The sequence below is a fragment of the Paenibacillus sp. KACC 21273 genome (genome assembly GCF_028736095.1).
GTDB lineage: Bacteria > Bacillota > Bacilli > Paenibacillales > Paenibacillaceae > Saccharibacillus > Saccharibacillus kyungheensis.
The window spans coordinates 1,924,177-1,948,039 of the sequence record NZ_CP117876.1; the positions used below are offsets into that span (position 1 = coordinate 1,924,177).

The following is a 23,863-nucleotide window of genomic DNA, read 5'->3' on the forward strand; positions in this document are numbered from 1 at the left end:
GTTGATGATGATGTATAGCGTCATACTGGTCGATGATAGCATGCCCGTACTTCATTATTTGTCTCGTGCTGTCCCGTGGGAGCAACTCGGCTTTCAATTAGCAGGTTCTTTTAGCGATCCAGAGGAAGCGCTTACTTATGGGCAGGAACACAATCCAGATGTATTGATTACCGATATTGGAATGCCTAAGATCGATGGGATTCAATTAATTTCCACGCTCAAGCAGACACATCTATCACTAATGTCAGTCATTATTTCCTGTCATGGAGAATTTGCTTATGCACAACAAGCGGTGAAGCTAGGCGTACAAGATTATTTGCTCAAAGAAAATCTAACCGCAGATCAATTGGTACCTATTCTTGAACAGATACGCCAGCGACTGGATCAAGCTCAATCGCATTCCAGTGAACATCAACGACTACAAGAAGATCATTTGCGACATCGGTTATTAATTAAGCGCAAATTCACCAGTGAATTGTTGTCAGGTAGTATTCAAGATGAAGAATATGGGATTCAGCGATTGACTCATTTTGGATTAGACACACGTGGTAAATTGATTCTACCTGTCTATTACACTGTCACAGCCAATGAAGAGCGCAAACAGCGATTTCATGATCTTGATTTGCTTTCATTTACTGTAGAAAATATCGTCGAAGAAATAGTAGAACATTCAGGAACCGCTGTGCATTTGAGCAAAAGCCCTGGTGAAGGCTTTATTTGGTTTGCTTTGCCGATTCGCTCTAGTGCTGAACAAGAAAAAATACTGCATGAAGTGATGTACCAATTGATCTATAGTGTGCAGAAATTTGCCAAAGCAGAGATTGTTACCGTATGTGGTTCCAAAACAATGCATTTGCAAGAAGCGATAAACGATACTATTCAATTGCAAGCAGAAGCTGATCGTTATTTTTACTTACCACCGTCTACACTATGCGATTCTAGCTATCGACTAGATTTTCAAAAAGAAAGTGATTTATTTGCCAATTATGGAACTGCGGCAGAATCATTGTCACTTGCGCTTTTGCCTGATGGTGAGATTAATCTTTGGATTAGCAATTGGATTAAACGTCTCAAGCAAGAACGTTATCATCCAGAAACAGTCAAAACATTTATGCTCAAATTAGCAATCGACTGGCAATTAAAGCAACAACAATTGCATGAGCGACCGTTTGCTTTTTCTGTAGAAGAATTACATCGTGAAATGGGGCATATTCGTCATATCCATGAACTTACCGAATGGATGAATATTCGCTTTGGAGCGCTGGCTGTATTATCAAGAGATTGGACATTACAAGCCAATTGTCGCTCTGAAATTATTCATGCTCGTAATTATGTCGAACAACATATGAATCGTCTGGTCAAATTAGAAGAGGTGGCAGAACATTTACATTTGAATGCCAGTTATTTTAGTCGATTGTTCAAAAAAGAAACCGGTGAAACCTTTATCGAATATGCGACCCGTGTCAAAATGCAGCGTGCTAAAGAATGGATTACCGCAGGAAATGGTACAGTTGATGAAGTATCCCAGATGTTAGGTTATCAGTATAAAAGCTATTTTCTCAAGCTATACAAATTGTATACAGGCCATACGCCTGTAAAAAGCAAAGGAGATACGATATGAATACTACAGCACCGACCGTCTGGCAGACAGAAGCATGGAATTGGGTCGTTCAACAAACATCCACTACAGCCACAGTGATTCAAGATCAATTTCCTCATGTGGCTGAACAAGGTGAATATGATCGTCGTGAAGCAGAGTGGTGGACAGCAGGATTTTGGCCGGGATTGTTATGGTTGGTGCATTCTACACCTGCACGCCCGAATTCAGCTACAGATTCCTCTACGCAAGAACAAGCTATTAACAACCGTATCGATGTCTCTGCATGGGCGGAAAGTTGTGAAGTTCAATTAGAGCAGTGTCTCTATGATCCAGAAAAAGTCGATCATGATCTAGGATTCACATGGCTTCTTAGCGGAGTAGCACATTACCGATTATCCGGTAATCTAGAATCTCGTCGTCGTGGATTGTTAGCAGCGAATCTATTAGCCGCCAGATATAATGTGCGTGGTCGTTATATTCGTGCATGGAATTTTGGTTCTACTTTTATGGATACACGCGGGGTTGCTATTATTGATAGTATGATGAATCTACCGCTACTGTACTGGGCATCCAAAGAAACAGGAGATCCACGTTATCAAGCACTTGCAAGAGAGCATGCCGATACGATAGCAAAAGAATTTGTACGGGAAGACCATTCGATCTGTCATGCAGTTGAATTTGATCCATTTACCGGAGAAAAGGTAAAAGAACATGGCGGACAAGGATTCGCTCCCGGTTCCGCATGGGCTAGAGGAACAGCATGGGCACTTCATGGATTTGCTTTGTCTTATGCCTACACAGGAGAACAGCGTTATCTGGAGATTGCCAAGCAGACAGCTCAATTTTTCCTGACCGAATTAGGCGAAGACATTGTGCCTTTTTGGGATTTTCGCGCACCGGATGAGCATCGGATAGCCTGGGATTCGTCAGCCGCAGCGATAGCAGCCAGTGGATTGTTAGAACTGGCTCGCCATGTACCCGAGCAAGAGCAGTCTTTTTATCAACGTGCAGGTGAATTGTTAGTGCAAGGATTATATGAACAATTTTCGTCGCGAGAAACAGGGGGCGAAGGATTGATCTCCAAAGGAACGGTTCATTATCCAGAGCAGAAGTATCTAAATGTCTCGATTATTTATGGAGATTACTTTTTTGCAGAAGCATTAGTGAAACTGCAAGGTAAGCAAGGATTGTTCACACCGGAAGCTTATTGAAGAAAATGCTTGATCTATCTATAACGTAAATAGATTGACGATTATTATCATTTGTGGAACTATAAAAGGGTACTGATGTACCTGATAAGTATTAATCTATTATTAGTATTGAACCGGGCGCATACTGTTGCCCGGTTTGTTGATGTTACAGATACAGTATATACAATAGCGGTCATCGTAAAATATGATAAGGTGTGGATATAACCTTTTAGGTAGAATCCAATAATGATCAAGCAACATACACAATAATGAATAATAATGTATGACAGAGGAGAATAACGATGACTGAAGAAGAGCGAATTTCTTTAGAACAACAACTGAATGAGTTGTTAACACGATCAGAATGGACAGCAGGTGATGCTCCTTTAATTGAGCAATTACTTCATACGTTACAGACCGTGTCTGCCGAAAATAAACGTCTGCGTACAGCATTGCTTAAAGTGAATGCTCAACAGCCCAAAATGTCTAGTCGTTTACGTGATGCATTGTACGAATAATTTTTCTGAAAAAATCACGAGTAAACACATCATTGTGATACGAATACATTGCATAGAATAGTTAACTATCGGATATAAGACTATTACTTTACAGCTATCCCGATCAATAACAAGCCAGCTTCTCTACCCACTGTATTTCATAATCAGTTGGATAAGAGAACTGGCTTGATATGGTTTATACAACTCATACAGGTAGAACAGTGTGGCAAAAAAGCATGGTTGACAGGCATATTGTTAACCAGTAAACTATTATTATTAACCGGTTAATAATATAAAAAGGAGTGCAGTTATGAATTCAATGCATGAGAAAGCATTTCAAGCGGTAGAGCAGCTATTGCTGAAACGTGAAGATAATATACAGCGACAACAGCAACTGGCTGAACAAATGGCAGCAGAGATGGAGGCGCCCACTCGCAAATGGACGATTACGCAGTTACATCTATTGTCTATTTTGCACATCCAGGGAGAGGTAAACAATATGCATCTGGCTGAGCAATTACGCATTTCACGACCAGCTGTTACAAAAGCGACCGCTATACTTCTGAAGCATGAGCTAATTCGAGAAGTGCGCAGCCCCCATAACCTGAAAGAAGTCTATTATACACTTACACCAACAGGCGAGCAGCTCGCCACCATTCATGAACGACTTCATGATCGTCTACTGGAACAATATGAGCAGTTGTTTAGTCAGTTTGATGAGGCAGAACTGTCTACAATTATTCGCTTTTTGCATACGTGGACAGAGTATATATAATGACTTTGATATTTGATATCAATATGGCTTAGTAGCTGAATCTGCCTGAATGTACAAAAACGCACGCATCTAATGAAATATAGATAAATCACTTTTATACAAACTGGAGGATTACACAATGATTAGACAATTAAACAAATCCGAAGCAATGATATTTTTAAACGGAATGTACCGCGATATTGTTATCAGTATGGATGATACCTGTATTGATCAGTATTTTGTACCAGAATACGTACAGGTTACCGATGGTGTACGTAGTGATCTAGCGGAATTTAAGCATCATATTCGTATGCTGCGACAAGAGTTACAATCTGTACAAATTTCGCCATTTACCCATTATGTATATGACGAACCGTTACAAACAGCCACTTTACGTTATACAGTCGATGTGGAAAAGAAAAACGGCAAGCGTGGACAGGTGGAGCTAATTGCTATTTTTGAGCTGCAAGGAGAGAAGATACTGCGTTGCTATGAGTTGTCCTGTCCGTTAGATCAAAAAGCTGAATTTAAGGAAATTGCCAGCTTGAGCTAACGCTGTAGAAGTTCCATAATCTCCATATTCACTACAACATGCTCACTGTCCAATCGCAGTCCTAAATTGTAGCTGTCTGGTATCAATAATTTATGACCGATTACGAGTAAATGATTAAACTGAATCAAGTGAGTCAGTTAAGAACTATTGCCTCTGCTTATACCTAATGATTCGCCTTACAGCATTGATTGGGATCGTGTTCTTTATCTGGTTGTTGGTAGGATTATTGATCTACTTCGCTTGTGGACGTAATTATAGTATAATCTCTCTCAACGAAAATCCTCTGAATTGTGGTCTATTCCACAGTTTAGAGGATTTTTTATATATAATTATTCATTCTATGCCGACCCCACATTATGATATGCTAAAATAGTTCAATCAAGAATTGATTATAGCTCTTCAACCATAGGATGCGGCGGCATTCTTTTTTTTCATTTATATATGATCGACCACATACAGATGAGCAACTGTTGCCGATATCGTAGCATAAGAGCAGCCTGTTTCCTCATGAAATAAGGAAGCAGGCTGCTCCTATAAGTGGGTCAAAATCGCCTCATTTGTAAATCATAATGTATTATGTTCTTGACGGTAGTGTTCATGAATCAGCTCTCCTTTGGATACCTAAAATGAATAACCATATACAAAGTTGCTGAATAGTCTCGATACTTTGCAGCCGTTCAATCATTTCCTGCATCTGTGATCATTGAACATCATGAACAGGCTGTGCAGTACGGTAATGAGCGCAGCAGCATAAGAACTGAGCAGACTTGTAGCTATAGATATGTTAAAATAGACGGGCAACATAGAGGTTGCACCAAAAGGATAGATGAGCCGAGCATAGTTGAGCTGAGAAAGGAATTGAGCTGAGATGAGTGAAAAGTTACAGGCAGGTGGTCTTCATTTAGATCGGATTATATTTATAGGCAGAACGTACAACGAGTATATGTCGATGTTTGATCTAACCGAAGAGCAGTTGCAAGGACGGCGAATATTGGATTGTCCAGCAGGTGCATGCTCGTTTACAGCTGAAGCTTCCAAACATGGGTTGGATGTGATAGCTACAGATATCGCGTATACATTTGATACTGATGCTCTGCACGCTAAAGGAAAACAAGATATTGCCCATATGTTAGAACATATGCAGACAGCACACCACGAATATGACTGGACGATGATGGGAACGATAGAGCAATTAGGAAATACACGACTATTTGCACTGGAAACGTTCTGTAAGGATCGAGCACAGTATGATCAACGTTATATTCCGGCTACTTTGCCACAGTTACCATTACCGGATAAGTCTGTAGATTTGACGTTGTCTGCTCATTTTTTGTTTATGTATGCAGATCGGTTAGATTTGTCGTTTCATATTCAATGTTTGCGTGAGATGATGCGTGTAACTACCCAAGAAATACGCATTTTTCCGTTAGTTAATCTGCAAGGAGAACGTGTTTCTTTTATAGAAGAAGCGATCTTTACAGCAAGTGCAGGAGAATGGATAAGCGAAGAAAAGCCGACGCCTTATATTTTTCAAAAAGGTGCAGAATCAATGCTTATTTTAAAACGAAAATTGTAAAAACTCATTTTAACGCAATAGTACTGTATATAGATATAGAAAAGAGAGTGACTGTTAACGATGACGATTAATTGTGATATTGCAATACTAGGTGGAGGAACAGGTGGCTATGTGGCTGCGATTCGTGCGGCTCAATTGGGGAAAGAAGTAGTGATTATTGAACAGGATAAATTAGGCGGAACTTGTCTACATCGCGGCTGTATTCCAAGCAAAAGCTTACTGCGTAGTGCAGAGGTATTTGCACTTATGCAAGAAAGCGAAGACTATGGAATCGCAGCAGACAATATCACATTACAATTTGCCAAAGTACAAGCCCGTAAGCAAGGTATTGTCGATCAATTGCATCAAGGTGTACAGTATTTGATGCGTAAAAATAAAATCAAAGTTGTTCAAGGTAAAGGACGTGTAATCGGGCCTTCTATCTTTTCTCCGCAAAGTGGAGCAGTTGCTGTCGAGTACGAAGATGGCGAAATGGAAACCGTCGTCTCCAAAAATCTAATTATCGCTACAGGGTCTCGTCCTCGTGTTCTTCCAGGTCTTGAAGCAGATGGTCAACTTATTCTAAATAGTGATCATGCGCTTCAATTGGAATCATTGCCTGAATCGATGTTAATTATCGGTGGCGGTGTGATCGGAATGGAATGGGCTTCGATGTTAAGTGATTTTGGTGTGAAGATTACTGTGGTTGAAGCGGCTTCTCAAATTCTACCTGCTGAAGATCAAGAAGTAGCTCGCGAATTGCGCAAATTGCTCGAAAAACGTGGAGTAACTATTTATACAGAAGCGACTTTGCTTACAGATACATATGCACCTGCATCGGATCAACAGCAACTATCGATTACGATCCGTCATCAAGAACAAGAGCATGTGTTAACCGTATCCAAAGTAATGGTATCGATCGGTCGTCAAGCCAATGCCGAAAGTATCGGACTTGCTAATACCGATGTACAGATCGTGAACGGATTTATCAAAGTCAATAACAAAATGCAGACTACAGAATCACATATTTATGCAATTGGCGATGTGATTGGAGGGCTTCAATTAGCACATGCAGCCAGTCATGAAGGTATCGCAGCAGTTAATCATATTTGCGGAGAAGAGGTTCACTACAATCCGCTTCAAGTTTCCCGTTGCGTCTATACACGTCCGGAAGTGGCAAGCACAGGTATTACAGAACAAGAAGCAACAGCGCAAGGAATAGATGTCAAAGTAGGCAAGTTTCCTTTCAAAGCGATCGGTAAAGCTCTGGTCTATGGAGAAAGTGACGGTTTTGTGAAAGTGATCGCCGATCGCAAGACAGATGATCTGCTTGGCGTTCAGATTATAGGACCACAAGCGACCGACTTGATTAGCGAAGCGGCACTGGCGCAATTCCTTGATGCCACGCCATGGGAAGTTGCTCAGACGGTTCATGCTCATCCGACACTTGCCGAAATTTTGGGTGAAGCAATGTTAGCTGTAGATGGTAAATCTATCGGAATGTAATCTCAATTCTACTCTTTTTGACACTAAATATAACGATTTATAAGCGAAGATGGAGAAATCCGTCTTTTCTTTTTGCCCGTGATGTGATTATAATAGGTTTAGGCTCAAGTCTTAGTACCAGGTTTTAAGACAAGCATTAACCTGTACTTGAAGTCGAACAACCCGATTGTTGAATAATCTGTTCCAGTAGCTTAAAATAACTGATCAAAGGTTGTTGTAGTGACGGACACGTATTGTACAATCTTCTATTTTAATCAAAAAGACAAGCTAGCTTCGCTATAAAGCTTATCTAATTTTAAGGAGGTACCTGCTATGAAAGCGGAAGGTACTATTGACCAACAAACTAGACATGAACAAATAGGATTGACCGATGCTCAAGCAATCGAGATGTACAAATATATGCTTTTGGCACGTAAATTCGACGAACGTTGTCATTTATTACAACGTGCAGGTAAAATCAATTTCCACGTATCCGGTGTAGGACATGAAGCGGCACAAGTGGGTGCTGCATTTGCTCTGGATCGGGAAGAAGATTATTTTTTACCGTATTATCGTGATTATGGATTCGTTCTATCTGTCGGTATGACAGCGCGTGAATTGATGTTGTCTGCGTTTGCCAAAGCAGAAGATCCGAATAGTGGTGGACGACAAATGCCAGGTCACTTTGGTAGCAAGCGCCTACGCATTGTGACAGGTTCCAGCCCGGTAACGACTCAAGTTCCTCATGCAGTCGGTGTTGCACTTGCAGCCAAAATGAAAAAGAAAAAGTTAGTTTCTTTTGTTACATTTGGTGAAGGATCAAGCAACCAAGGTGATTTCCACGAAGGCTGTAACTTTGCTGGCGTACATAAATTGCCAGTTATTATGATGTGTCAAAATAACCAGTACGCCATCTCTGTACCTGCACATAAGCAGATCAGTGGTAAAATTAGCGATCGTGCATTAGGTTATGGATTCCCGGGTGTACAAGTAGATGGTAATGATGTGCTTGAAGTATATCGTGTTACCAAAGAAGCTCGCGAACGTGCTATCAATGGTGAAGGCCCTACTTTGATTGAAGCGATGTTATATCGTCTGTCTCCACACTCTACATCAGATAATGATCTGGCTTATCGTACTCAAGAAGAAGTCGATGAGAACTGGAAAAAAGATAGCTTGCCTCGTTATAAAAAATACCTGATGGATTGCGGTATTTGGACAGAAGAGCAAGATGCAGAATTAAGCAAAGAATACGTTCAAATCATGAAAGAAGCTACGGAATATGCGGACAATGCCCCTTATCCGCGTGCTGAAGATACATTGCTGCATGTGTTTGCAGGCGATGAGGAGGGTAATCAGTAATGGCTATGATGGAATATATCGATGCAATTCGTCTGGCAATGAAAGAAGAAATGGCGCTGGACGATAATGTATTTGTTTTGGGAGAAGATGTAGGACTTAAAGGTGGCGTATTTACAACCACCAAAGGATTGCAGGAACAATTTGGAGAAGATCGTGTAATGGATACACCGCTTGCAGAATCTGCTATCGCAGGTGTAGCCATCGGAGCAGCGATGTACGGGATGAAGCCTATCGCAGAAATGCAATATTCTGATTTTATGTTACCAGCAACGAATCAGATTATTAGTGAAGCTGCCAAAATTCGTTACCGTTCCAACAACGATTGGAGTTGCCCATTAGTAGTACGTGCTCCTATCGGGGGTGGCGTATTCGGAGGTCTTTACCATTCTCAGTGTATGGAATCAGTATTTTTTGGTACAGCAGGATTGAAGATTGTAGCACCTTATTCGGCTTATGATGCTAAAGGTCTATTGAAAGCTGCTGTTCGTGACCCTGATCCAGTACTCTTTTTTGAAAATAAAAAATGTTACAAACTAATCAAAGGTGATGTACCTGATGATGATTATGTTGTGCCGATCGGTGAAGCGAATCTGCTACGTTCAGGCGATGATATTACAGTGATCAGTTATAGCTTACCGTTACACTTTATTATGCAAGCGGCAGAAGAATTAGAACAAGAAGACGGCATTACCAGTCATGTTCTGGATCTGCGTACGATTCAACCGTTAGATCGTCAAGCGATTATTGATGCTGCTCGTCATACTGGTAAAGTATTGATTGTGCATGAAGATAATCTAACAGGCGGTGTGGGCGGAGAAGTTGCGGCTATTATCGCAGAAGAATGTTTATTCGAACTAGATGCGCCTATTCGTCGTCTTGCTGGACCGGATACACCACCAATGCCTATCAATCCACCGCAAGAGAAATTCTTTATGTTGAACAAAGATAAAGTAAAAACAGCTATGCGTGATCTAGCTTTATTTTAAAATGAACGAATGACTTTAACGCTGATGTGTTGATGCCATCAGCGTAACTATACAAATTGTGAGAAGATGTTTGCATAGCAAAATATCTAATCCTTTAGGAGTGAAATGATATGTCTGCAAAAGGAAATCCGACAGATGTGGTAATGCCACAACTTGCGGAATCTCTTGTATCTGCAACGATTGCCAAATGGCTCAAACAACCAGGCGAATCTGTAGATCAATATGAACCGATCTGTGAAGTGATTACCGATAAAGTCAACGCTGAGATTCCTTCTGTATTAGAAGGTATTATGGGCGATATTATTGCATTAGAAGGTCAGGAAGTAGCTGTCGGTGAAGTGATCTGTCAGATTCATACCGAGCAAGCACCATCTGCGACTACAGAAGATATTTCTCCAGCTTCACCTGAAATTACAGTGCATGATGATCTACCTGCGGAGACGTTAGCAACGCCAGCTACTTCTCAATCCGCATCATCTGTAGCATCTACACCATCTGCACGTCCGACAACAGCTCAAAGTTCTAATAATGGATCAATGAGTGGACGATACTCACCTGCTGTCCAGTCTCTTGCAGCAGAACATAATGTGAATCTATCCGGTATTCAAGGTACAGGAGCAGGTGGACGTGTTACTCGTCGTGATGTGCTCAAAGCATTGGATAACGGCACAGCTCATACACCAACAGCTACACCTGTTTCGAATAATAGCAATGCAGCACAGCAAGCACCTTCAACAGCTAGCAATACAACAGCACCAACAGCGGCAAATATGCCGACGTCTTCTACTGAATATGAAGTACGTCACTCCGGTATTCATTTATCAGAGACACCAGCTATTCCTAAAATCGTCATGGAAGAAGATCAAGCGAATCAATTGGGTCAAAGCGAGCATTTGATCAATGTTACGCCTCTTCGTAATGCGATTGCACGTAATATGCGTCAAAGTGTATCCGAGATTCCACACGCATGGACCATGATTGAAGTCGATGTAACGAATCTAGTCATGTTACGCAACAAAGTAAAAGATGAATTTAAACGTAAAGAAGGCATCAATTTAACCTATCTATCGTTCTTGCTCAAAGCGGTAGTCAATGCGATTAAAGATTATCCAATTATGAACTCTGTCTGGGCAGTTGATAAAATTATCGTCAAACGCGATATCAATATTGCGCTTGCTGTAGGTACAGAAGATTCAGTGATGACGCCTGTTATTCACAAAGCAGATCAAAAAAATATTGCTGGTCTTGCCCATGAAGTTGAAGATTTGGCACGCCGTACACGTGATGGTAAGCTCAAATTGGATGATATGCAGGGTGGTACATTTACAGTGAATAATACGGGTTCATTTGGTTCGATTTTATCGTATCCGATTATTAACTATCCACAAGCAGCGATTTTGACATTTGAGTCGATTGTCAAAAAACCTGTTGTTATTAACGATATGATTGCTGTTCGTTCAATGGCGAATCTATGTCTATCCTTAGATCATCGTATTCTAGATGGTGTTATCTGTGGACGTTTCTTACAACGTGTTAAAGACAACTTAGAAAGCTATAATACCGATACAAAGTTGTATTAAGAACCTCAATACGGTAAATTAAGATAAAGGTACACTACAATAGAATAGTCATCAGGGAAGGGACGTGTCTGCATATGAGTAAATTCATTCAAGTCTCCTATACGCCCTCGATGGATTACGCGCAAGCGTGGGAGAAGCAGAAGGAGATTGTTCGCGGGATTGATGCCGGTGAGCAAGAGGAACACCTTCTGCTTCTTCAGCATCCACCGACGTATACTATCGGTTCTCAGCGTCATCCAGAACATTTGTTATGGAATGAACAAGAGCTGGCAGAGCGAGGCATTACACTGTTTCAGATTGATCGAGGCGGTGATATTACATACCATGGCCCAGGACAGTTGGTCGGTTACCCGATTCTGCTACTGGATGCCGCCAAAGGCATCGATCCTCATCGATATTTGAGAACACTGGAACAAGTTATTATTGATTATTTAGCAGAGCAGGGTATTGAAGCTGGACGCAAAGAAGAATACACCGGCGTATGGATCGGTGATCTCAAAATCGCTGCGATAGGCATTAAATTTAATAAATGTCGTCATCGTAAAGGGTTTATTACCAGTCATGGATTTGCGTTTAATATTTCTTCGGGGATTCAAAATGAAGGGTTTAGCGGTATAGTTCCATGTGGCATCGAGCAATATGGAGTGACTTCGCTGGAGGATATTACCGGCCGTACATTTACAGTTGAGCAAGTGGCACAGGAGATTTTGCCACATTTTATGCGCCATTTTGAGTATGCACAGCCGGACGAACCATTATCCTTATAAGAACGGTTGAATGACCATCAGTAGAGTAGAACCGACCATTGCAATCAACATGATATAAATAAAGACTTTGAACCATTTTTTCTTTTCCATAAGTGTACTCCTTTATGTCTGTAAAATAGGGATTGGTACATGTACCAATCCATCTCATCATACCGATTATAAGGCTATTTTGCAAAAGGAAGTACGCGAATATGTGTATATTTACGTAAACTCAAAGGGGCGAATATTGTGATATCTGAATCTCGTTTAATAGAAGAATTTAAAGAGCTTGTCCAAATTGATAGTGAAACCAAACAAGAACGTGCGATAGCAGATCATTTGACTGAAAAGCTAATCGCTCTTGGATTCACGGTGATTGAAGATGAATCTGCTGCTAAGACGGGGCATGCGGCAGGGAATTTGATTGCCACATTGCCTGCTAATACAGACAAAGCAATTCCTAAATTATTTTTCACTTCTCATATGGATACAGTCAAGCCGGGTATTGGTATCGTACCGGTTATCGATGAAGCTGGTTATATTACAAGCTCTACCGATACGATTCTAGGTGCAGATGACAAAGCAGGCATCGCTGCTCTTTTTGAAATGATTCGTGTATTAAAAGAACAACAAATCGAGCATGGACAGATTCAATTGATTATTACTGCGGGTGAAGAATCAGGTCTGATGGGTGCACGTTCAATGGATTCATCTTTGGTCGATGCTGACTTTGGCTATGCGCTTGATTCCAATGGAACAGTAGGTACGATCGCTGTGGCTGCACCTACTCAAGCTCGCATCGTTATGGAGATTTTTGGCAAGTCTGCTCATGCAGGGGTGAATCCTGAAGATGGCATTAGTGCAATTCAAGTGGCTGGCAAAGCAATCTCACGGATGAAATTAGGACGGATCGATCATGAGACGACTGCGAATATTGGTAAATTTGAAGGCGGTGAAGCAACTAACGTAATCTGTGATTATGCACGCTTGGAAGCAGAAGCACGCAGTCTTGTACATGAAAAAGTAGAAGCGCAATTAGCGGCTATGAAGCAATCTTTAGAGAGCACATGTGCCGATTTTGGAGCGACCGGTAAATTTCAAAGTGTTATCGTCTATCCAGGGTTCAAATTTACAGAAGACGATGCAGTAGTACAACTGGCGCAACGTGCAGCGAGCAAGCTAGGCGTACCTAACGATATTTTTCATACAGGTGGCGGTAGTGACGCGAATATTTTCAATAGCTTTGGGATTCCGACAGCGAATCTAGCGGTAGGCTACGAATTTATTCATACAACAGATGAGCGTATTCACAAAGACGAATTGATTCGTGCAGCCCATCTAGTAACAGAAATTGTACGTGAAACTGCTCAATTAACAGAGTGGAAATAAAACAACCAACGTATTGAACGATAAACGATAAGTGGAGGAATTGAGATGACAGCGAACAAAGCATTAGACGAAATCACACTGTCCACCGAATCTATCTTTGAAGGGAAAGTAATTTCTTTACAAGTGGATACTGTACAACTTCCCAATGGCAATACCAGTAAGCGCGAGATTGTTCGTCATCCGGGAGCAGTAGCTGTATTGGCGATTCACAATGATCGTATTTTAGTCGTAGAGCAATATCGTCAAGCATTAGGTCGGACAGAAGTGGAAATTCCTGCTGGTAAATTGGAAAAAGGGGAACAACCGGAAGAAGCGATCAAGCGTGAACTGGCAGAAGAAACAGGCTATCGTTGTGATCAAGTGACCTTGCTGAACTCCTTTTATACATCACCAGGATTTGCAGATGAGATCATTCATTTATACCTTGCTGAAAATCTAGAAGCAGGTGAGCTCAATCCAGATGACGATGAATTTCTGGAAGTGACAGAGATTACACTGGAAGAAGCATATGAACAGATTCGTGATGGACGTATTAGCGATGCGAAGACGATTATGGCGGTACAAGCTTGGCATCTAATCAAAGTGACAGGCAAACCAAGTCTGTGAGTGAATTGCAGTCTGTCTACGCTGATCTTCATATTCATATCGGTAGAAGTGAAGATGGACAACCGGTGAAGATCAGTGGTAGCCGTAATCTGACTTTTGCTAATATCGCCAAAGAATCTTCACAACGCAAAGGAATCGGATTAACTGGAATTATCGATTGTCATTCTCCCGGTGTACAGCAAGATATCCGCAACTATATCGCTAGCGGTGAAATGGTCGAAGTGCCCGGTGGAGGTATTCGTTATCAAGATACAACCATCCTACTAGGTTCAGAGATTGAGATACGTGAACATGGTTATCATGAAGCCCATGTACTGGTCTATTTTCGTGATCTAGCGACGATCACTGACTTTAGTCAATGGATGAGCAAGCATATGAAAAATGTCCAGCTAAGTTCACAGCGTCTGCATGTATCGTTTCACGAATTACAGAAGCAAGTGAAACAACGTAACGGTATTTTTATGCCTGCGCATATGTTTACTCCGCATAAAGGAATCTATGGAAGTACGGTAGCACGTATGAGTGAAGTGTTAGATTTGAATCAAATAGATGGTGGAGAACTGGGGTTAAGTGCTGACACTACGATGTCGAGTTATATTAGTGAACTTGATCGCTATCCGCTACTGACTAATTCAGATGCGCATTCACTTGGCAAAATTGGACGGGAATACAATATTTTTGCGATGCGTGAAGCAAGTTTTGATGAATGGGTATCGGTACTACGTGGAGAAGAAGGACGTCATATTGTTGCGAATTATGGACTAGATCCTAGACTTGGCAAATACCATCGTACGTACTGTATGAACTGTAATAGCATTATTGATGATGCTTCACCTGCGATTGAGCGTTGCCCTTATTGTGGTAGTACCAAATTAACAGTAGGTGTGATGGATCGGATTCTTCAGATTGCAGATCGAGAACAATCGGTTGTTGATTCTAAGCGTCCTCCATATCATTATCAGGTGCCCCTTTCATTTATTCCGGGCTTAGGACCTGCGAAGATGAATCGATTGCTGGCTGAATTTGGGACAGAGATGAATATATTGCATCAGACTTCGGCTCAACAACTCACCGATATTGTAGGTGCTGAAATAGCTTTGTCGATTGTTCAAGCGCGCAGTGGCGAACTGCTGTTAAGCTCTGGTGGTGGCGGAACATATGGCAAAGTCATGAAGAAGTAACATCATAGCATATTCACCTTAGAAACTCAGGGATTTGCTTTGAATTGCAAGCAGACACACCTGTTCTAAAAAGTTTGACTTTGTCAAAGAATTCCCCCTATAATAATAGAAGTGAGCATTTACACGATGCAGTGATTTCCACAGGGGGAGGTATAGAATGGAAGCACGGATCGATAAAATTAAACAACAATTGCAATCCAAAGGTTATAAATTAACGCCCCAGCGGGAAGCCACCGTTCGAGTGCTTCTTGAGAATGAAGAAGATCATCTAAGTGCAGAGGATGTCTTCATGTTAGTGAAGCAAAAAGCTCCCGAAATCGGTCTTGCCACTGTGTACCGTACCCTTGAACTTCTGAGTGAACTGCATGTCGTGGAAAAAATCAACTTCGGTGACGGTGTAGCGCGATATGATTTGCGTACCGACACCAGCAAGCACCATCATCATCATCTTATATGTGTGCAATGCGGAAGTATGGATGAGATCCGCGAAGATTGGCTAGGACCACTCGAAGAACGACTGGATAAAGAATTCGATTTTACGGTTCTGGACCATAGACTCGACTTTTACGGAATTTGCTACCGTTGCAAAGACAAAAACGATAGCAATCAAGACGAACAACCTGACAACTAAAATGGATACCAGAGACTCTCGCCCGATATTTGGCTGTTCGGGAGGGAGTCTTTTTGCCGTAACCATTCCTATGAAGGGACCTGATTTCCGATGAATGAATATTTGCAGACGTTTATCCGCTATTTAACCGAAGAAAAAGCACTATCTCGAAATACTTTAGAATCGTACCAACGTGATTTAAATCAATTTCTAGAATTTGCAAAACAGCGTGATTTACAAACGCCGGATCAAATTCGTAAAACACATATCGCTCTTTTTTTAGGAGAAATGAGACAAATGGGAAGAGCATCGTCCACGATTACGCGGATGACTGTTTCAATTCGTTCATTTTGTCATCATCTTGTAAGAGAAGGGATTATTCAGCAAGATCCTTCAGTACATATGGAAGCGCCCAAAGCAGAAAAGCGTCTACCGAATGTGATGACGATCGAACAAGTAGGACATTTAATCGATGCTCCTGACCGTCAATCACCGCAAGGCAGACGTGATCGTGCCATGTTAGAAATGTTGTATGCTACAGGTATACGCGTTTCTGAATTAATATCGGTCAATGTCGATGATGTGCGTCTGGATTTGAAGTTTTTGCGCTGTGCGAATAATGCAGGCAAAGAACGGATTATTCCGATCACAGGTGTCACAGCGAAGCGTGTAGGTGAATATATAGAACAGGGTCGCCAGCAACTCATTCGTAATCATCCTGAAGAACTGGCACTCTTTGTGAATCAGCTTGGCACAAGACTTACACGACAAGGCTTTTGGAAAATTATCAAAAAGTATGCTCGTGAAGCTGGAATAGAAGCAGATATTACACCTCATACGTTGCGTCATTCTTTTGCGACTCATCTGTTGGAGAGCGGAGCCGACTTGCGTTCAGTACAAGAAATGTTAGGACATGCTGATATTTCGACGACTCAGATTTACACACAGGTATCCAAAAAGAATATGAAAGATGTGTATGAAGCTCACCATCCACGTGCCAATGTAACCTGATTCACCACAGAATAGGGAGGCATTGATCATGACACAATCAGACACACGGTTTAAACGTATTAGCGTTATTGTAATGGATAGTGTAGGTATCGGTGAATTACCTGATGCATCGAAATTCGGTGATAAAGGTGCACATACATTAGGTCACATTTTGGAACAAGTTCCAGATATTAAGATCCCTCATTTGCAACAATTGGGACTCGCAAATATTACGTCTTTGGCGCCACTAGAACCGGTAGAACAACCACAAGCGTATTATGGCAAAATGGCACAAACGTCGATCGGCAAAGATACGATGACCGGTCATTGGGAAATGATGGGCTTACAGATTAGTTCTCCATTTAATACGTATCCGCATGGGTTCCCTCAGGATCTCATCACTGAACTCGAAAAGCTTACCGGTAGACGTGTAATCGGTAACAAATCGGGTGCAGGGTTAGATATGATCGAACAATATGGCGAAGAACAGATGAAAAGTGGAGCATGGATCATTTATACTTCTGCCGACAGTGTGATGCAGATAGCGGCTCATGAAGATATTATTCCACTAAATAAATTGTATGAAGCTTGCAAAATCGCACGTCAACTGACCATGTCGCCTGAACATTCTGTCGGACGTATTATTGCCCGTCCTTATCGCGGGGAACCTGGACAATTTGTGCGTACCGCCAATCGTCGTGATTTTGCGGTAAATCCACCAGAACCTACTGTATTGAATACATTGCAGAACTTTGGCTATGATGTTATTTCAGTCGGCAAAATCAACGATATTTTCTCAGGTCACGGCATCACAGCAACCCATCCGACCAAAGGAAATGAAAATGGGATTCAAGTGACAACCAACTTGTTGCGACAGGACTTTAACGGATTGTTATTTACCAATCTGATTGATTTTGATTCGTTATACGGACATCGTCGTGATCCGCAAGGGTACGCTAGAGCATTAGAACAATTCGATCAAGCTTTGCCTGATATGTTATCTGCTATAGGTGAACAAGATTTGCTGATTATTACCGCAGATCATGGTAATGATCCGGTGCACAAAGGAACCGATCATACACGTGAGTATGTACCTTTGTTAGTCTATAGTCCATCTCTTCAACCGGGTACGGATCTAGGCATTCGGGCTACGTATAGTGATATTGGTGCCACGATTGCAGATAATTTTAGAACAGGTGGTCCATTGCATGGAGAAAGCTTTTTAGATAAATTAAAATAACATGCAGACGACTATGTATATAGTGGCTTGCAGTCATTTTATAAATGAATAGATATTCAAGGAGGATATAGTAATGACAACTATTACACAAGCAACGATTCAAGAAGCAGCTGCTTATATTCGTAGTCAAAGTGATATCAAACCAGAAATCGGATTGATTTTGGGTTCAGGATTAGGTATTTTAGCAGATTTGATCGAAGATAGCGTAGCGATTGATTATCATCATATTCCACATTTCCCTATATCGACAGTAGAAGGTCATGAAGGCGAATTGTTACTAGGTACGATTCAAGGTCGCCCTGTAGTGATGATGAAAGGTCGCTTCCATATGTATGAAGGATACGGCCCGGAAGTAACAGCATTCCCTGTACGTGTTATGAAGGAATTGGGAATCTCTACATTGCTGGTTACCAATGCAGCGGGTGGCGTGAATACTTCTTACGAGCCAGGAGATCTGATGGTACTTAGCGATCATTTGAATATGACAGGTCGTAACCCATTGATCGGACCGAACGATTCTGCACTAGGTGTACGTTTCCCTGACATGTCTGAAGCGTATAGCCGTCGTCTACGTGCTGTATTTAAAGAAACAGCAGCACAACAAGGATTGAAAGTTCAAGAAGGTGTCTATGCTGGATTGCTTGGTCCAACGTACGAAACGCCTGCTGAGATCGTGATGTTGCGTACATTAGGTGCAGATGCTGTAGGAATGTCTACCGTGTCAGAAACGATTGTAGCGCGTCATGCAGGGATCGAAGTATTAGGTATTTCTTGTATTACGAATATGGCAGCAGGTATTTTGGATCAACCGTTATCTCATGATGAAGTAATGGAGACGGCTGATCGTGTACGTGATCAGTTCTTGAAATTGGTATTGGCGATTATTCCTCAAATGTAATGGTTTTGGGGTGGTTTTGAAGATGACTGGGGTGGGTGGAGACCGCTACAGGAAAAAATGATTCTTACCGTCGCTGGTGAAATGGAATCCCTTGATTAGACTGCGATACAGTCGGGATTCCACTTCAAAGGCGACTTACAGAATGATTTTTTCCTTTCGCTCTGCTGAGGAAGACCGTAGTCATGAAACAAAAGCCAGATTTATGGTGGGGTTGGCAGGTAGTGAATAAGTAAGTTAAGTGCTTGAAAGAAGGATAATGTGAAAAAGGCTTCTGAATCCTATGGTATAGGATTGGAAGCTTTTTTTCGTTATTTGATGATATGAAAAGGATGTAGTATTCGAGAGAATTTAAGTTAGATGGGAAAAATACTGATGATTGTTGGTCATGATTCCTTTCGTTTTTGGAAGTAGGCTGATTTCAAAATGGGGTTTGAAATTGTTTGGATTTAAGAATAGCTTATCTATTACATGTAGTTAAGCTTCTTTATAGATTTTACGTATAAGAATGGGGGATATTACTTGTTTATGTGTTTGGTGATGTGAATTTATAGATGTTAGATAGATTTTTTTATTTTAAATATTTTGTTTTAGTTATTTGTAGGTTGGTGATGATTGGAGGTTGGAAATAATCGTACATATATATTGGGATTAAAAAAACTCGCTAGATCATTGTTGATCTAGCGAGTTTTTTGATGGTTTATCGTTTTATCGTCATAGTGCAAATAAGTTTGGAGAAGAAAGTAATGCTTGTTTTACTTAGGATTCGCCTGCATCAGGGTCGGGGGCTACAGTGGGTTGTTCTGTAGGTGCTGGCTCTGGTGTAGGTGTTGGAGAAGGGTTAGCATCTTCTGTTATGATTTCTGCTGCTGGTGATGGAGTGGTAGTGTCTGGACTGGTCAGTGTTAAAGTGTCTCCTTTGTCATTCATAGTGATTGCGATTCCTGTTACTTGGCTGATCAATGAAATAGGTACATAGACAGTTCCATCGAGATTAATAGGTGCACCTTGTAGTGTAGTCGATACGCCGTTAATTTCAGCGGCTGTTTGATTGAGTGTAAATGTGGCTGTACCGGAAGCGCTGGATGTTGCTGTAATCTTCTGGTTAGCTTGATCCCAGAAAAAAGCGAATCCGTACGGTGTGAGTAATGGTTTATATGAAATATAAGTGACTTTGTTTTGGACAAAAGCAGGGATTTCTTTTTTCACATTTACGCCATCTAAAGTGACATTTAAAGATCGGCGTAATGGATTAGCTGGTGGCTGTGTTGGTGTTGTCGGTGAAGCAGGTGTAGTTGGATTCTTTTTCAACCAGAGTGAATATCCTTCTTGAGCAATCCATAGTCCGACTTTTTTATTTCGTCGCCATTCTTCGTTGAAAGCAGATAAGGGCAGATTGGTCTCGCCTGTTTTGATTCCGATCTCCGGTGTAAACGCAGGTCTGCCAAAGATAGTGATAAACCAATCGGTATATCCGCCACCAGAAGGGTTGTTGTTCGGACGCACCTGACGATATCCGGTAAAGCTTGTGAAGATGTTCGCCAACCTTTGATCACGACTGAGATTTTGCGGAAGGGTATGAAAGTTCCAATACAGAATACGTCCTGCAGAATGATACGAAACAGCGATCTCAGGATCGATTTCGTATGTAAATGATGTGGTCGCTTGATTTTCAGCAGTCTGAACAGCAGATGTTCCTTTATGGTTTTTCCAGAATGGATATGGAATATTATCTTCTATCGTGCGCCAATAAGCATCATACTGGCGATTCGGGTCGATACCTTGAGCATTAGCTTTCCAGCGTTTAAAGTTGGTGCTTCCGCCATTCATTTGTACTAACGCTTGCCGAACTGAAGCTGGAAAAGCACCGGTTCCTTGCTGTTGTAGTGTTACTCCATCTGGATTGACCATCGGGACGAACCAGATCGTTGTCCGGTCTAAAATCTGACGTGTATTATATCCTTCAAATGGACGATTGGCAGTATACGCTATCGCATATTGCTCTAACATATACATATTGATTGTAGTCGTCATCCATTCGCGCGCATGATGGGAACCATTGATAAATACAGTAGCTTGCCCGTGACCCAGTCCTACTGCCCAGATATCACGACCATACTTGGTTTTACCTATTGATTTGTACTGGATCAGATCAGGATACTTTTGAGCTAACGATTGAATATGACGGGTCATCGCTGCATATGTATAAGTGACAGACGGGTTAACCACCGTATGATTTGCCGCTTCTGCTACATTCTGCAATAGTAGAGTCGGTACAAATAGTATAAATGTAAGCATAAAGTATCCAATCTTTTTCAATGCCATCCTCCTCGGTAAATAAATGATAAAATATAGAGATTGTAATCATTTACAACCCTGATGTAATGCGATATTACGGTGTCTCTATACAGCATAGTAGCATCTTATTTGAAGTATCGTAAATGCTTATTTTTTCCATATGTAAGTACATTAATAAGCAAATCAACTCTTTGTAAAGTCACATAAAACACAAATGTTCAGCAAAATAGTCCATTCTGCTATAATATGCACAATGGTTATACTGACTATACACTTCAAGTGAATGAACGGAGGACAACAGATGTATTTACATGGAACAAGTCAAATAAATGATCAAGGTCATCTTGTGATCGGTGGTTGTGATACCGTTCAGTTAAAAGAACAATATGGTACCCCTTTATATATTATGGATGAACATTTAATTCGTAGTCGTTGTCAGGAATATATGCAAGCTTTTGAAGCATCAGGATTAACTTTTCAAGTAGCTTACGCTAGCAAAGCTTTTTGTACGATGGCGATGTGCCGGATTGTAGAAGAAGAAGGATTGTCGATGGATGTGGTATCTGAAGGTGAATTATACACAGCGATGCAAGCTGGATTCCCTGTAGAACGGATACATTTTCATGGTAATAACAAAACACCTGATGAATTAGAGATGGCTCTAGATGCAGGAATTGGTTGCTTTGTGGTCGATAACTTTGTCGAACTGCAAGTATTAAATGCGATAGCCGCTTCCAAAAATCTGATCCCTAATATTTTGTTACGTGTAACGCCAGGGGTAGAAGCACATACCCATGAATATATTTCAACCGGTCAAGAAGATTCCAAATTCGGATTCGATGTAGGCAATGGAACAGCTTATCAAGCAGTCAAAGAAGCTCATCAATTGCAAAATGTCAAATTGCTTGGTATTCATTCTCATATCGGTTCACAGATTTTTGAAGTGGATGGTTTTCAAGTAGCTGTGGAGCGTGTTGCGGCTTTTGCGCTTGAAATACAGCAACAAGAAGGCATTTCATTTACGGTGATTAATCTGGGTGGAGGATTCGGTATTCGGTATACAGCCGAAGATACGCCATTACAAGTAGCTGATTATGTAGAAGCGATCACGACAGCAGTGAAAGAACACTTTGCCAAATTAGAAGGAACATTACCGCAAATTTGGGTAGAACCCGGTCGCAGTATTGTAGGCGATGCCGGAACGACATTATACACAGTAGGCTCGAACAAAGATATTCCCAATGTACGTAAATATGTATCAGTCGATGGCGGTATGACAGATAATCCGCGTCTCGCTCTATATGAAGCGAAATACGAAGCAGTGATTGCCAATCGAGCAACAGATGAAGAGACAGAATTGGTATCCGTAGCTGGTAAATGCTGCGAAAGTGGCGATATGCTGATCTGGGATATTGAGCTGGCTTCTCCGGTAGCTGGCGATCTATTAGCTATAGCGTGTACAGGTGCATACAATTATTCAATGGCAAGCAATTACAATCGAATTCGTCGACCGGCAGTGGTATTAGTCAAAGACGGCAAAAGTGATGTGATTGTAGAGCGGGAAACACTTGCAGATATTACAGGCAATGACGTTATTCCTGCGCGCCTAACCAAAGCTACGATTACCGCTTCATAAATAAATAGAATCACTATAGCAACGATAGTATATAAAAAAATGCTGTCATTATCTCTATATGAACTAGAATTTTGAGTGTATTTCTCACCATATAAAACGATAAACAAGTGAACATGCCTTTGCGCAGAATTCATTTTCATAGTAAACTAAATAGGATGCTGTCCTACAGAACTAATTCTTGCTTAATCGTACTAGAGTGAAGTAGAGGCAAGCATCCTAATTTCTGTTTTTAATTGAGAGGAGATTTATTATATTATGTCTAAACAAGCGAACATCAAACTTGCAAACGGCGGCGAAGTAGTAATCGACCTGTTTGAACAAGATGCACCGAATACGGTTGCTAACTTTGAAAAATTAGCAAACGAAGGTTTCTACAATGGATTAACATTCCACCGTGTTATCCCTGGTTTTGTAGCACAAGGCGGATGCCCTAACGGTACAGGTACTGGTGGCCCAGGTTACACAATCAACTGCGAAATCAACCCGAACAAACACGAGCGCGGTTCTTTGGCTATGGCTCATGCAGGACGCAACACAGGCGGAAGCCAGTTCTACATCTGCTACCAACCACAACCACACTTGGATGGACAACATACAGTGTTCGGTAAAGTAGTAAAAGGTTTGGAATATGTTGATGCTCTTAAAGGTAGCGACAAAATGGAAACTGTTGCAGTTGTAGAAGCGTAAGCTTTTTTTCAACAGCAATAAGG

Annotated in this window: 22 protein-coding genes; 20 read left to right on the forward strand and 2 right to left on the reverse strand. The window is 41.3% G+C overall.

The genetic code is table 11. The features are described 5' to 3' along the window. The first annotated feature begins 7 nt into the window (after positions 1-7). The 11 genes from PQ460_RS08745 to lipB all read left to right on the forward strand — a co-directional run bounded on the left by PQ460_RS08745 (position 8) and on the right by lipB (position 12,329). Positions 8-1,621: a response regulator transcription factor gene (locus PQ460_RS08745; protein WP_274172376.1), complete on the forward strand. Its 1,614-nt coding sequence runs from the start codon at positions 8-10 to the stop codon at positions 1,619-1,621. Further along, positions 1,618-2,811, forward strand: coding sequence for a glycoside hydrolase family protein (locus PQ460_RS08750; protein WP_274172377.1), 1,194 nt, complete (start codon positions 1,618-1,620; stop codon positions 2,809-2,811). The genes PQ460_RS08745 and PQ460_RS08750 overlap by 4 nt, the downstream gene beginning before the upstream one ends. A 281-nt stretch (positions 2,812-3,092) precedes the next feature. Beyond that, on the forward strand, positions 3,093-3,308 hold the full coding sequence (locus PQ460_RS08755) for a hypothetical protein (RefSeq protein WP_273612917.1): 216 nt from the start codon (positions 3,093-3,095) through the stop codon (positions 3,306-3,308). 289 nt (positions 3,309-3,597) lie between these two features. After that, positions 3,598-4,062: a MarR family transcriptional regulator gene (locus tag PQ460_RS08760; protein WP_274172378.1), complete on the forward strand. Its 465-nt coding sequence runs from the start codon at positions 3,598-3,600 to the stop codon at positions 4,060-4,062. A 118-nt stretch (positions 4,063-4,180) separates the two neighbouring features. Beyond that, a complete protein-coding gene (locus PQ460_RS08765; protein ID WP_274172379.1) occupies positions 4,181-4,594 on the forward strand; it encodes a nuclear transport factor 2 family protein in 414 nt (137 codons plus the stop codon). 868 nt (positions 4,595-5,462) lie between these two features. Continuing rightward, a complete protein-coding gene (locus PQ460_RS08770) occupies positions 5,463-6,170 on the forward strand; it encodes a class I SAM-dependent methyltransferase (RefSeq protein ID WP_274172380.1) in 708 nt (235 codons plus the stop codon). A 60-nt stretch (positions 6,171-6,230) separates the two neighbouring features. Beyond that, a complete protein-coding gene (gene lpdA, locus PQ460_RS08775) occupies positions 6,231-7,655 on the forward strand; it encodes a dihydrolipoyl dehydrogenase (RefSeq protein WP_274172381.1) in 1,425 nt (474 codons plus the stop codon). 312 nt (positions 7,656-7,967) lie between these two features. Continuing rightward, the gene (locus PQ460_RS08780; RefSeq protein ID WP_273612912.1) at positions 7,968-8,996 is read left to right on the forward strand and encodes a thiamine pyrophosphate-dependent dehydrogenase E1 component subunit alpha; all 1,029 of its coding nucleotides are present in this window, start codon (positions 7,968-7,970) and stop codon (positions 8,994-8,996) included. Further along, positions 8,996-9,982 carry an alpha-ketoacid dehydrogenase subunit beta gene (locus PQ460_RS08785; protein WP_273612911.1) on the forward strand — a complete coding sequence of 329 codons (987 nt, stop codon included), beginning with the start codon at positions 8,996-8,998 and terminating at the stop codon, positions 9,980-9,982. The genes PQ460_RS08780 and PQ460_RS08785 overlap by 1 nt, the downstream gene beginning before the upstream one ends. 110 nt (positions 9,983-10,092) lie before the next feature. Beyond that, positions 10,093-11,562 carry a dihydrolipoamide acetyltransferase family protein gene (locus PQ460_RS08790; RefSeq protein ID WP_274172382.1) on the forward strand — a complete coding sequence of 490 codons (1,470 nt, stop codon included), beginning with the start codon at positions 10,093-10,095 and terminating at the stop codon, positions 11,560-11,562. 74 nt (positions 11,563-11,636) lie between these two features. Continuing rightward, positions 11,637-12,329, forward strand: a complete 693-nt coding sequence (gene lipB, locus PQ460_RS08795) for a lipoyl(octanoyl) transferase LipB (RefSeq protein ID WP_273612909.1) — start codon at positions 11,637-11,639, stop codon at positions 12,327-12,329. On the opposite strand, the gene prli42 is transcribed toward lipB, so the two are convergent. Continuing rightward, positions 12,324-12,419 (reverse strand): stressosome-associated protein Prli42, encoded by a 96-nt coding sequence (gene prli42 / locus PQ460_RS08800; protein WP_137220660.1) that lies wholly within the window; start codon positions 12,417-12,419, stop codon positions 12,324-12,326. The genes lipB and prli42 overlap by 6 nt on opposite strands. A gap of 138 nt (positions 12,420-12,557) precedes the next feature. Here prli42 and PQ460_RS08805 point away from each other — a divergent pair, with 138 nt between their 5' ends. From PQ460_RS08805 to PQ460_RS08835, 7 genes are all read left to right on the forward strand, one after another. After that, complete coding sequence (locus PQ460_RS08805) at positions 12,558-13,697, forward strand: M20/M25/M40 family metallo-hydrolase (RefSeq protein ID WP_273612908.1); 1,140 nt, start codon at positions 12,558-12,560, stop codon at positions 13,695-13,697. A 45-nt stretch (positions 13,698-13,742) separates the two neighbouring features. Beyond that, positions 13,743-14,303, forward strand: coding sequence for an NUDIX hydrolase (locus tag PQ460_RS08810; protein ID WP_274172383.1), 561 nt, complete (start codon positions 13,743-13,745; stop codon positions 14,301-14,303). Next, on the forward strand, positions 14,264-15,484 hold the full coding sequence (locus tag PQ460_RS08815; RefSeq protein WP_274172384.1) for an endonuclease Q family protein: 1,221 nt from the start codon (positions 14,264-14,266) through the stop codon (positions 15,482-15,484). Before PQ460_RS08810 ends, PQ460_RS08815 begins: the two co-directional genes overlap by 40 nt. A gap of 157 nt (positions 15,485-15,641) precedes the next feature. Further along, on the forward strand, positions 15,642-16,115 hold the full coding sequence (fur, locus tag PQ460_RS08820) for a ferric iron uptake transcriptional regulator (RefSeq protein ID WP_273612905.1): 474 nt from the start codon (positions 15,642-15,644) through the stop codon (positions 16,113-16,115). 90 nt (positions 16,116-16,205) lie between these two features. Further along, positions 16,206-17,105 (forward strand): site-specific tyrosine recombinase XerD, encoded by a 900-nt coding sequence (gene xerD / locus PQ460_RS08825; protein WP_274172385.1) that lies wholly within the window; start codon positions 16,206-16,208, stop codon positions 17,103-17,105. 28 nt (positions 17,106-17,133) lie between these two features. Further along, entirely contained in the window at positions 17,134-18,324 is a 1,191-nt protein-coding gene (locus PQ460_RS08830; protein ID WP_274172386.1) for a phosphopentomutase, read from the forward strand. 73 nt (positions 18,325-18,397) lie between these two features. Next, positions 18,398-19,222, forward strand: coding sequence for a purine-nucleoside phosphorylase (locus PQ460_RS08835; RefSeq protein ID WP_274172387.1), 825 nt, complete (start codon positions 18,398-18,400; stop codon positions 19,220-19,222). A 756-nt stretch (positions 19,223-19,978) separates the two neighbouring features. Here the strand turns inward: PQ460_RS08835 and PQ460_RS08840 are convergent. Further along, on the reverse strand, positions 19,979-21,538 hold the full coding sequence (locus PQ460_RS08840; protein ID WP_274172388.1) for a M14 family zinc carboxypeptidase: 1,560 nt from the start codon (positions 21,536-21,538) through the stop codon (positions 19,979-19,981). A 280-nt stretch (positions 21,539-21,818) separates the two neighbouring features. Here PQ460_RS08840 and lysA point away from each other — a divergent pair, with 280 nt between their 5' ends. Then, the gene (lysA, locus tag PQ460_RS08845; protein ID WP_274172902.1) at positions 21,819-23,153 is read left to right on the forward strand and encodes a diaminopimelate decarboxylase; all 1,335 of its coding nucleotides are present in this window, start codon (positions 21,819-21,821) and stop codon (positions 23,151-23,153) included. 255 nt (positions 23,154-23,408) lie between these two features. Beyond that, positions 23,409-23,840, forward strand: a complete 432-nt coding sequence (locus PQ460_RS08850) for a peptidylprolyl isomerase (protein ID WP_204823474.1) — start codon at positions 23,409-23,411, stop codon at positions 23,838-23,840. The last annotated feature ends 23 nt before the right edge of the window (positions 23,841-23,863 follow it).

Coding starts and splice junctions, on each gene's coding strand:
- PQ460_RS08745 (WP_274172376.1), top strand. CDS start 8: ATGATGTATAGCGTCATACTGGTCGATGATAGCATGCCCGTACTTCAT.
- PQ460_RS08750 (WP_274172377.1), top strand. CDS start 1,618: ATGAATACTACAGCACCGACCGTCTGGCAGACAGAAGCATGGAATTGG.
- PQ460_RS08755 (WP_273612917.1), top strand. CDS start 3,093: ATGACTGAAGAAGAGCGAATTTCTTTAGAACAACAACTGAATGAGTTG.
- PQ460_RS08760 (WP_274172378.1), top strand. CDS start 3,598: ATGAATTCAATGCATGAGAAAGCATTTCAAGCGGTAGAGCAGCTATTG.
- PQ460_RS08765 (WP_274172379.1), top strand. CDS start 4,181: ATGATTAGACAATTAAACAAATCCGAAGCAATGATATTTTTAAACGGA.
- PQ460_RS08770 (WP_274172380.1), top strand. CDS start 5,463: ATGAGTGAAAAGTTACAGGCAGGTGGTCTTCATTTAGATCGGATTATA.
- lpdA (WP_274172381.1), top strand. CDS start 6,231: ATGACGATTAATTGTGATATTGCAATACTAGGTGGAGGAACAGGTGGC.
- PQ460_RS08780 (WP_273612912.1), top strand. CDS start 7,968: ATGAAAGCGGAAGGTACTATTGACCAACAAACTAGACATGAACAAATA.
- PQ460_RS08785 (WP_273612911.1), top strand. CDS start 8,996: ATGGCTATGATGGAATATATCGATGCAATTCGTCTGGCAATGAAAGAA.
- PQ460_RS08790 (WP_274172382.1), top strand. CDS start 10,093: ATGTCTGCAAAAGGAAATCCGACAGATGTGGTAATGCCACAACTTGCG.
- lipB (WP_273612909.1), top strand. CDS start 11,637: ATGAGTAAATTCATTCAAGTCTCCTATACGCCCTCGATGGATTACGCG.
- prli42 (WP_137220660.1), bottom strand. CDS start 12,419: ATGGAAAAGAAAAAATGGTTCAAAGTCTTTATTTATATCATGTTGATT.
- PQ460_RS08810 (WP_274172383.1), top strand. CDS start 13,743: ATGACAGCGAACAAAGCATTAGACGAAATCACACTGTCCACCGAATCT.
- fur (WP_273612905.1), top strand. CDS start 15,642: ATGGAAGCACGGATCGATAAAATTAAACAACAATTGCAATCCAAAGGT.
- xerD (WP_274172385.1), top strand. CDS start 16,206: ATGAATGAATATTTGCAGACGTTTATCCGCTATTTAACCGAAGAAAAA.
- PQ460_RS08830 (WP_274172386.1), top strand. CDS start 17,134: ATGACACAATCAGACACACGGTTTAAACGTATTAGCGTTATTGTAATG.
- PQ460_RS08835 (WP_274172387.1), top strand. CDS start 18,398: ATGACAACTATTACACAAGCAACGATTCAAGAAGCAGCTGCTTATATT.
- lysA (WP_274172902.1), top strand. CDS start 21,819: ATGTATTTACATGGAACAAGTCAAATAAATGATCAAGGTCATCTTGTG.
- PQ460_RS08850 (WP_204823474.1), top strand. CDS start 23,409: ATGTCTAAACAAGCGAACATCAAACTTGCAAACGGCGGCGAAGTAGTA.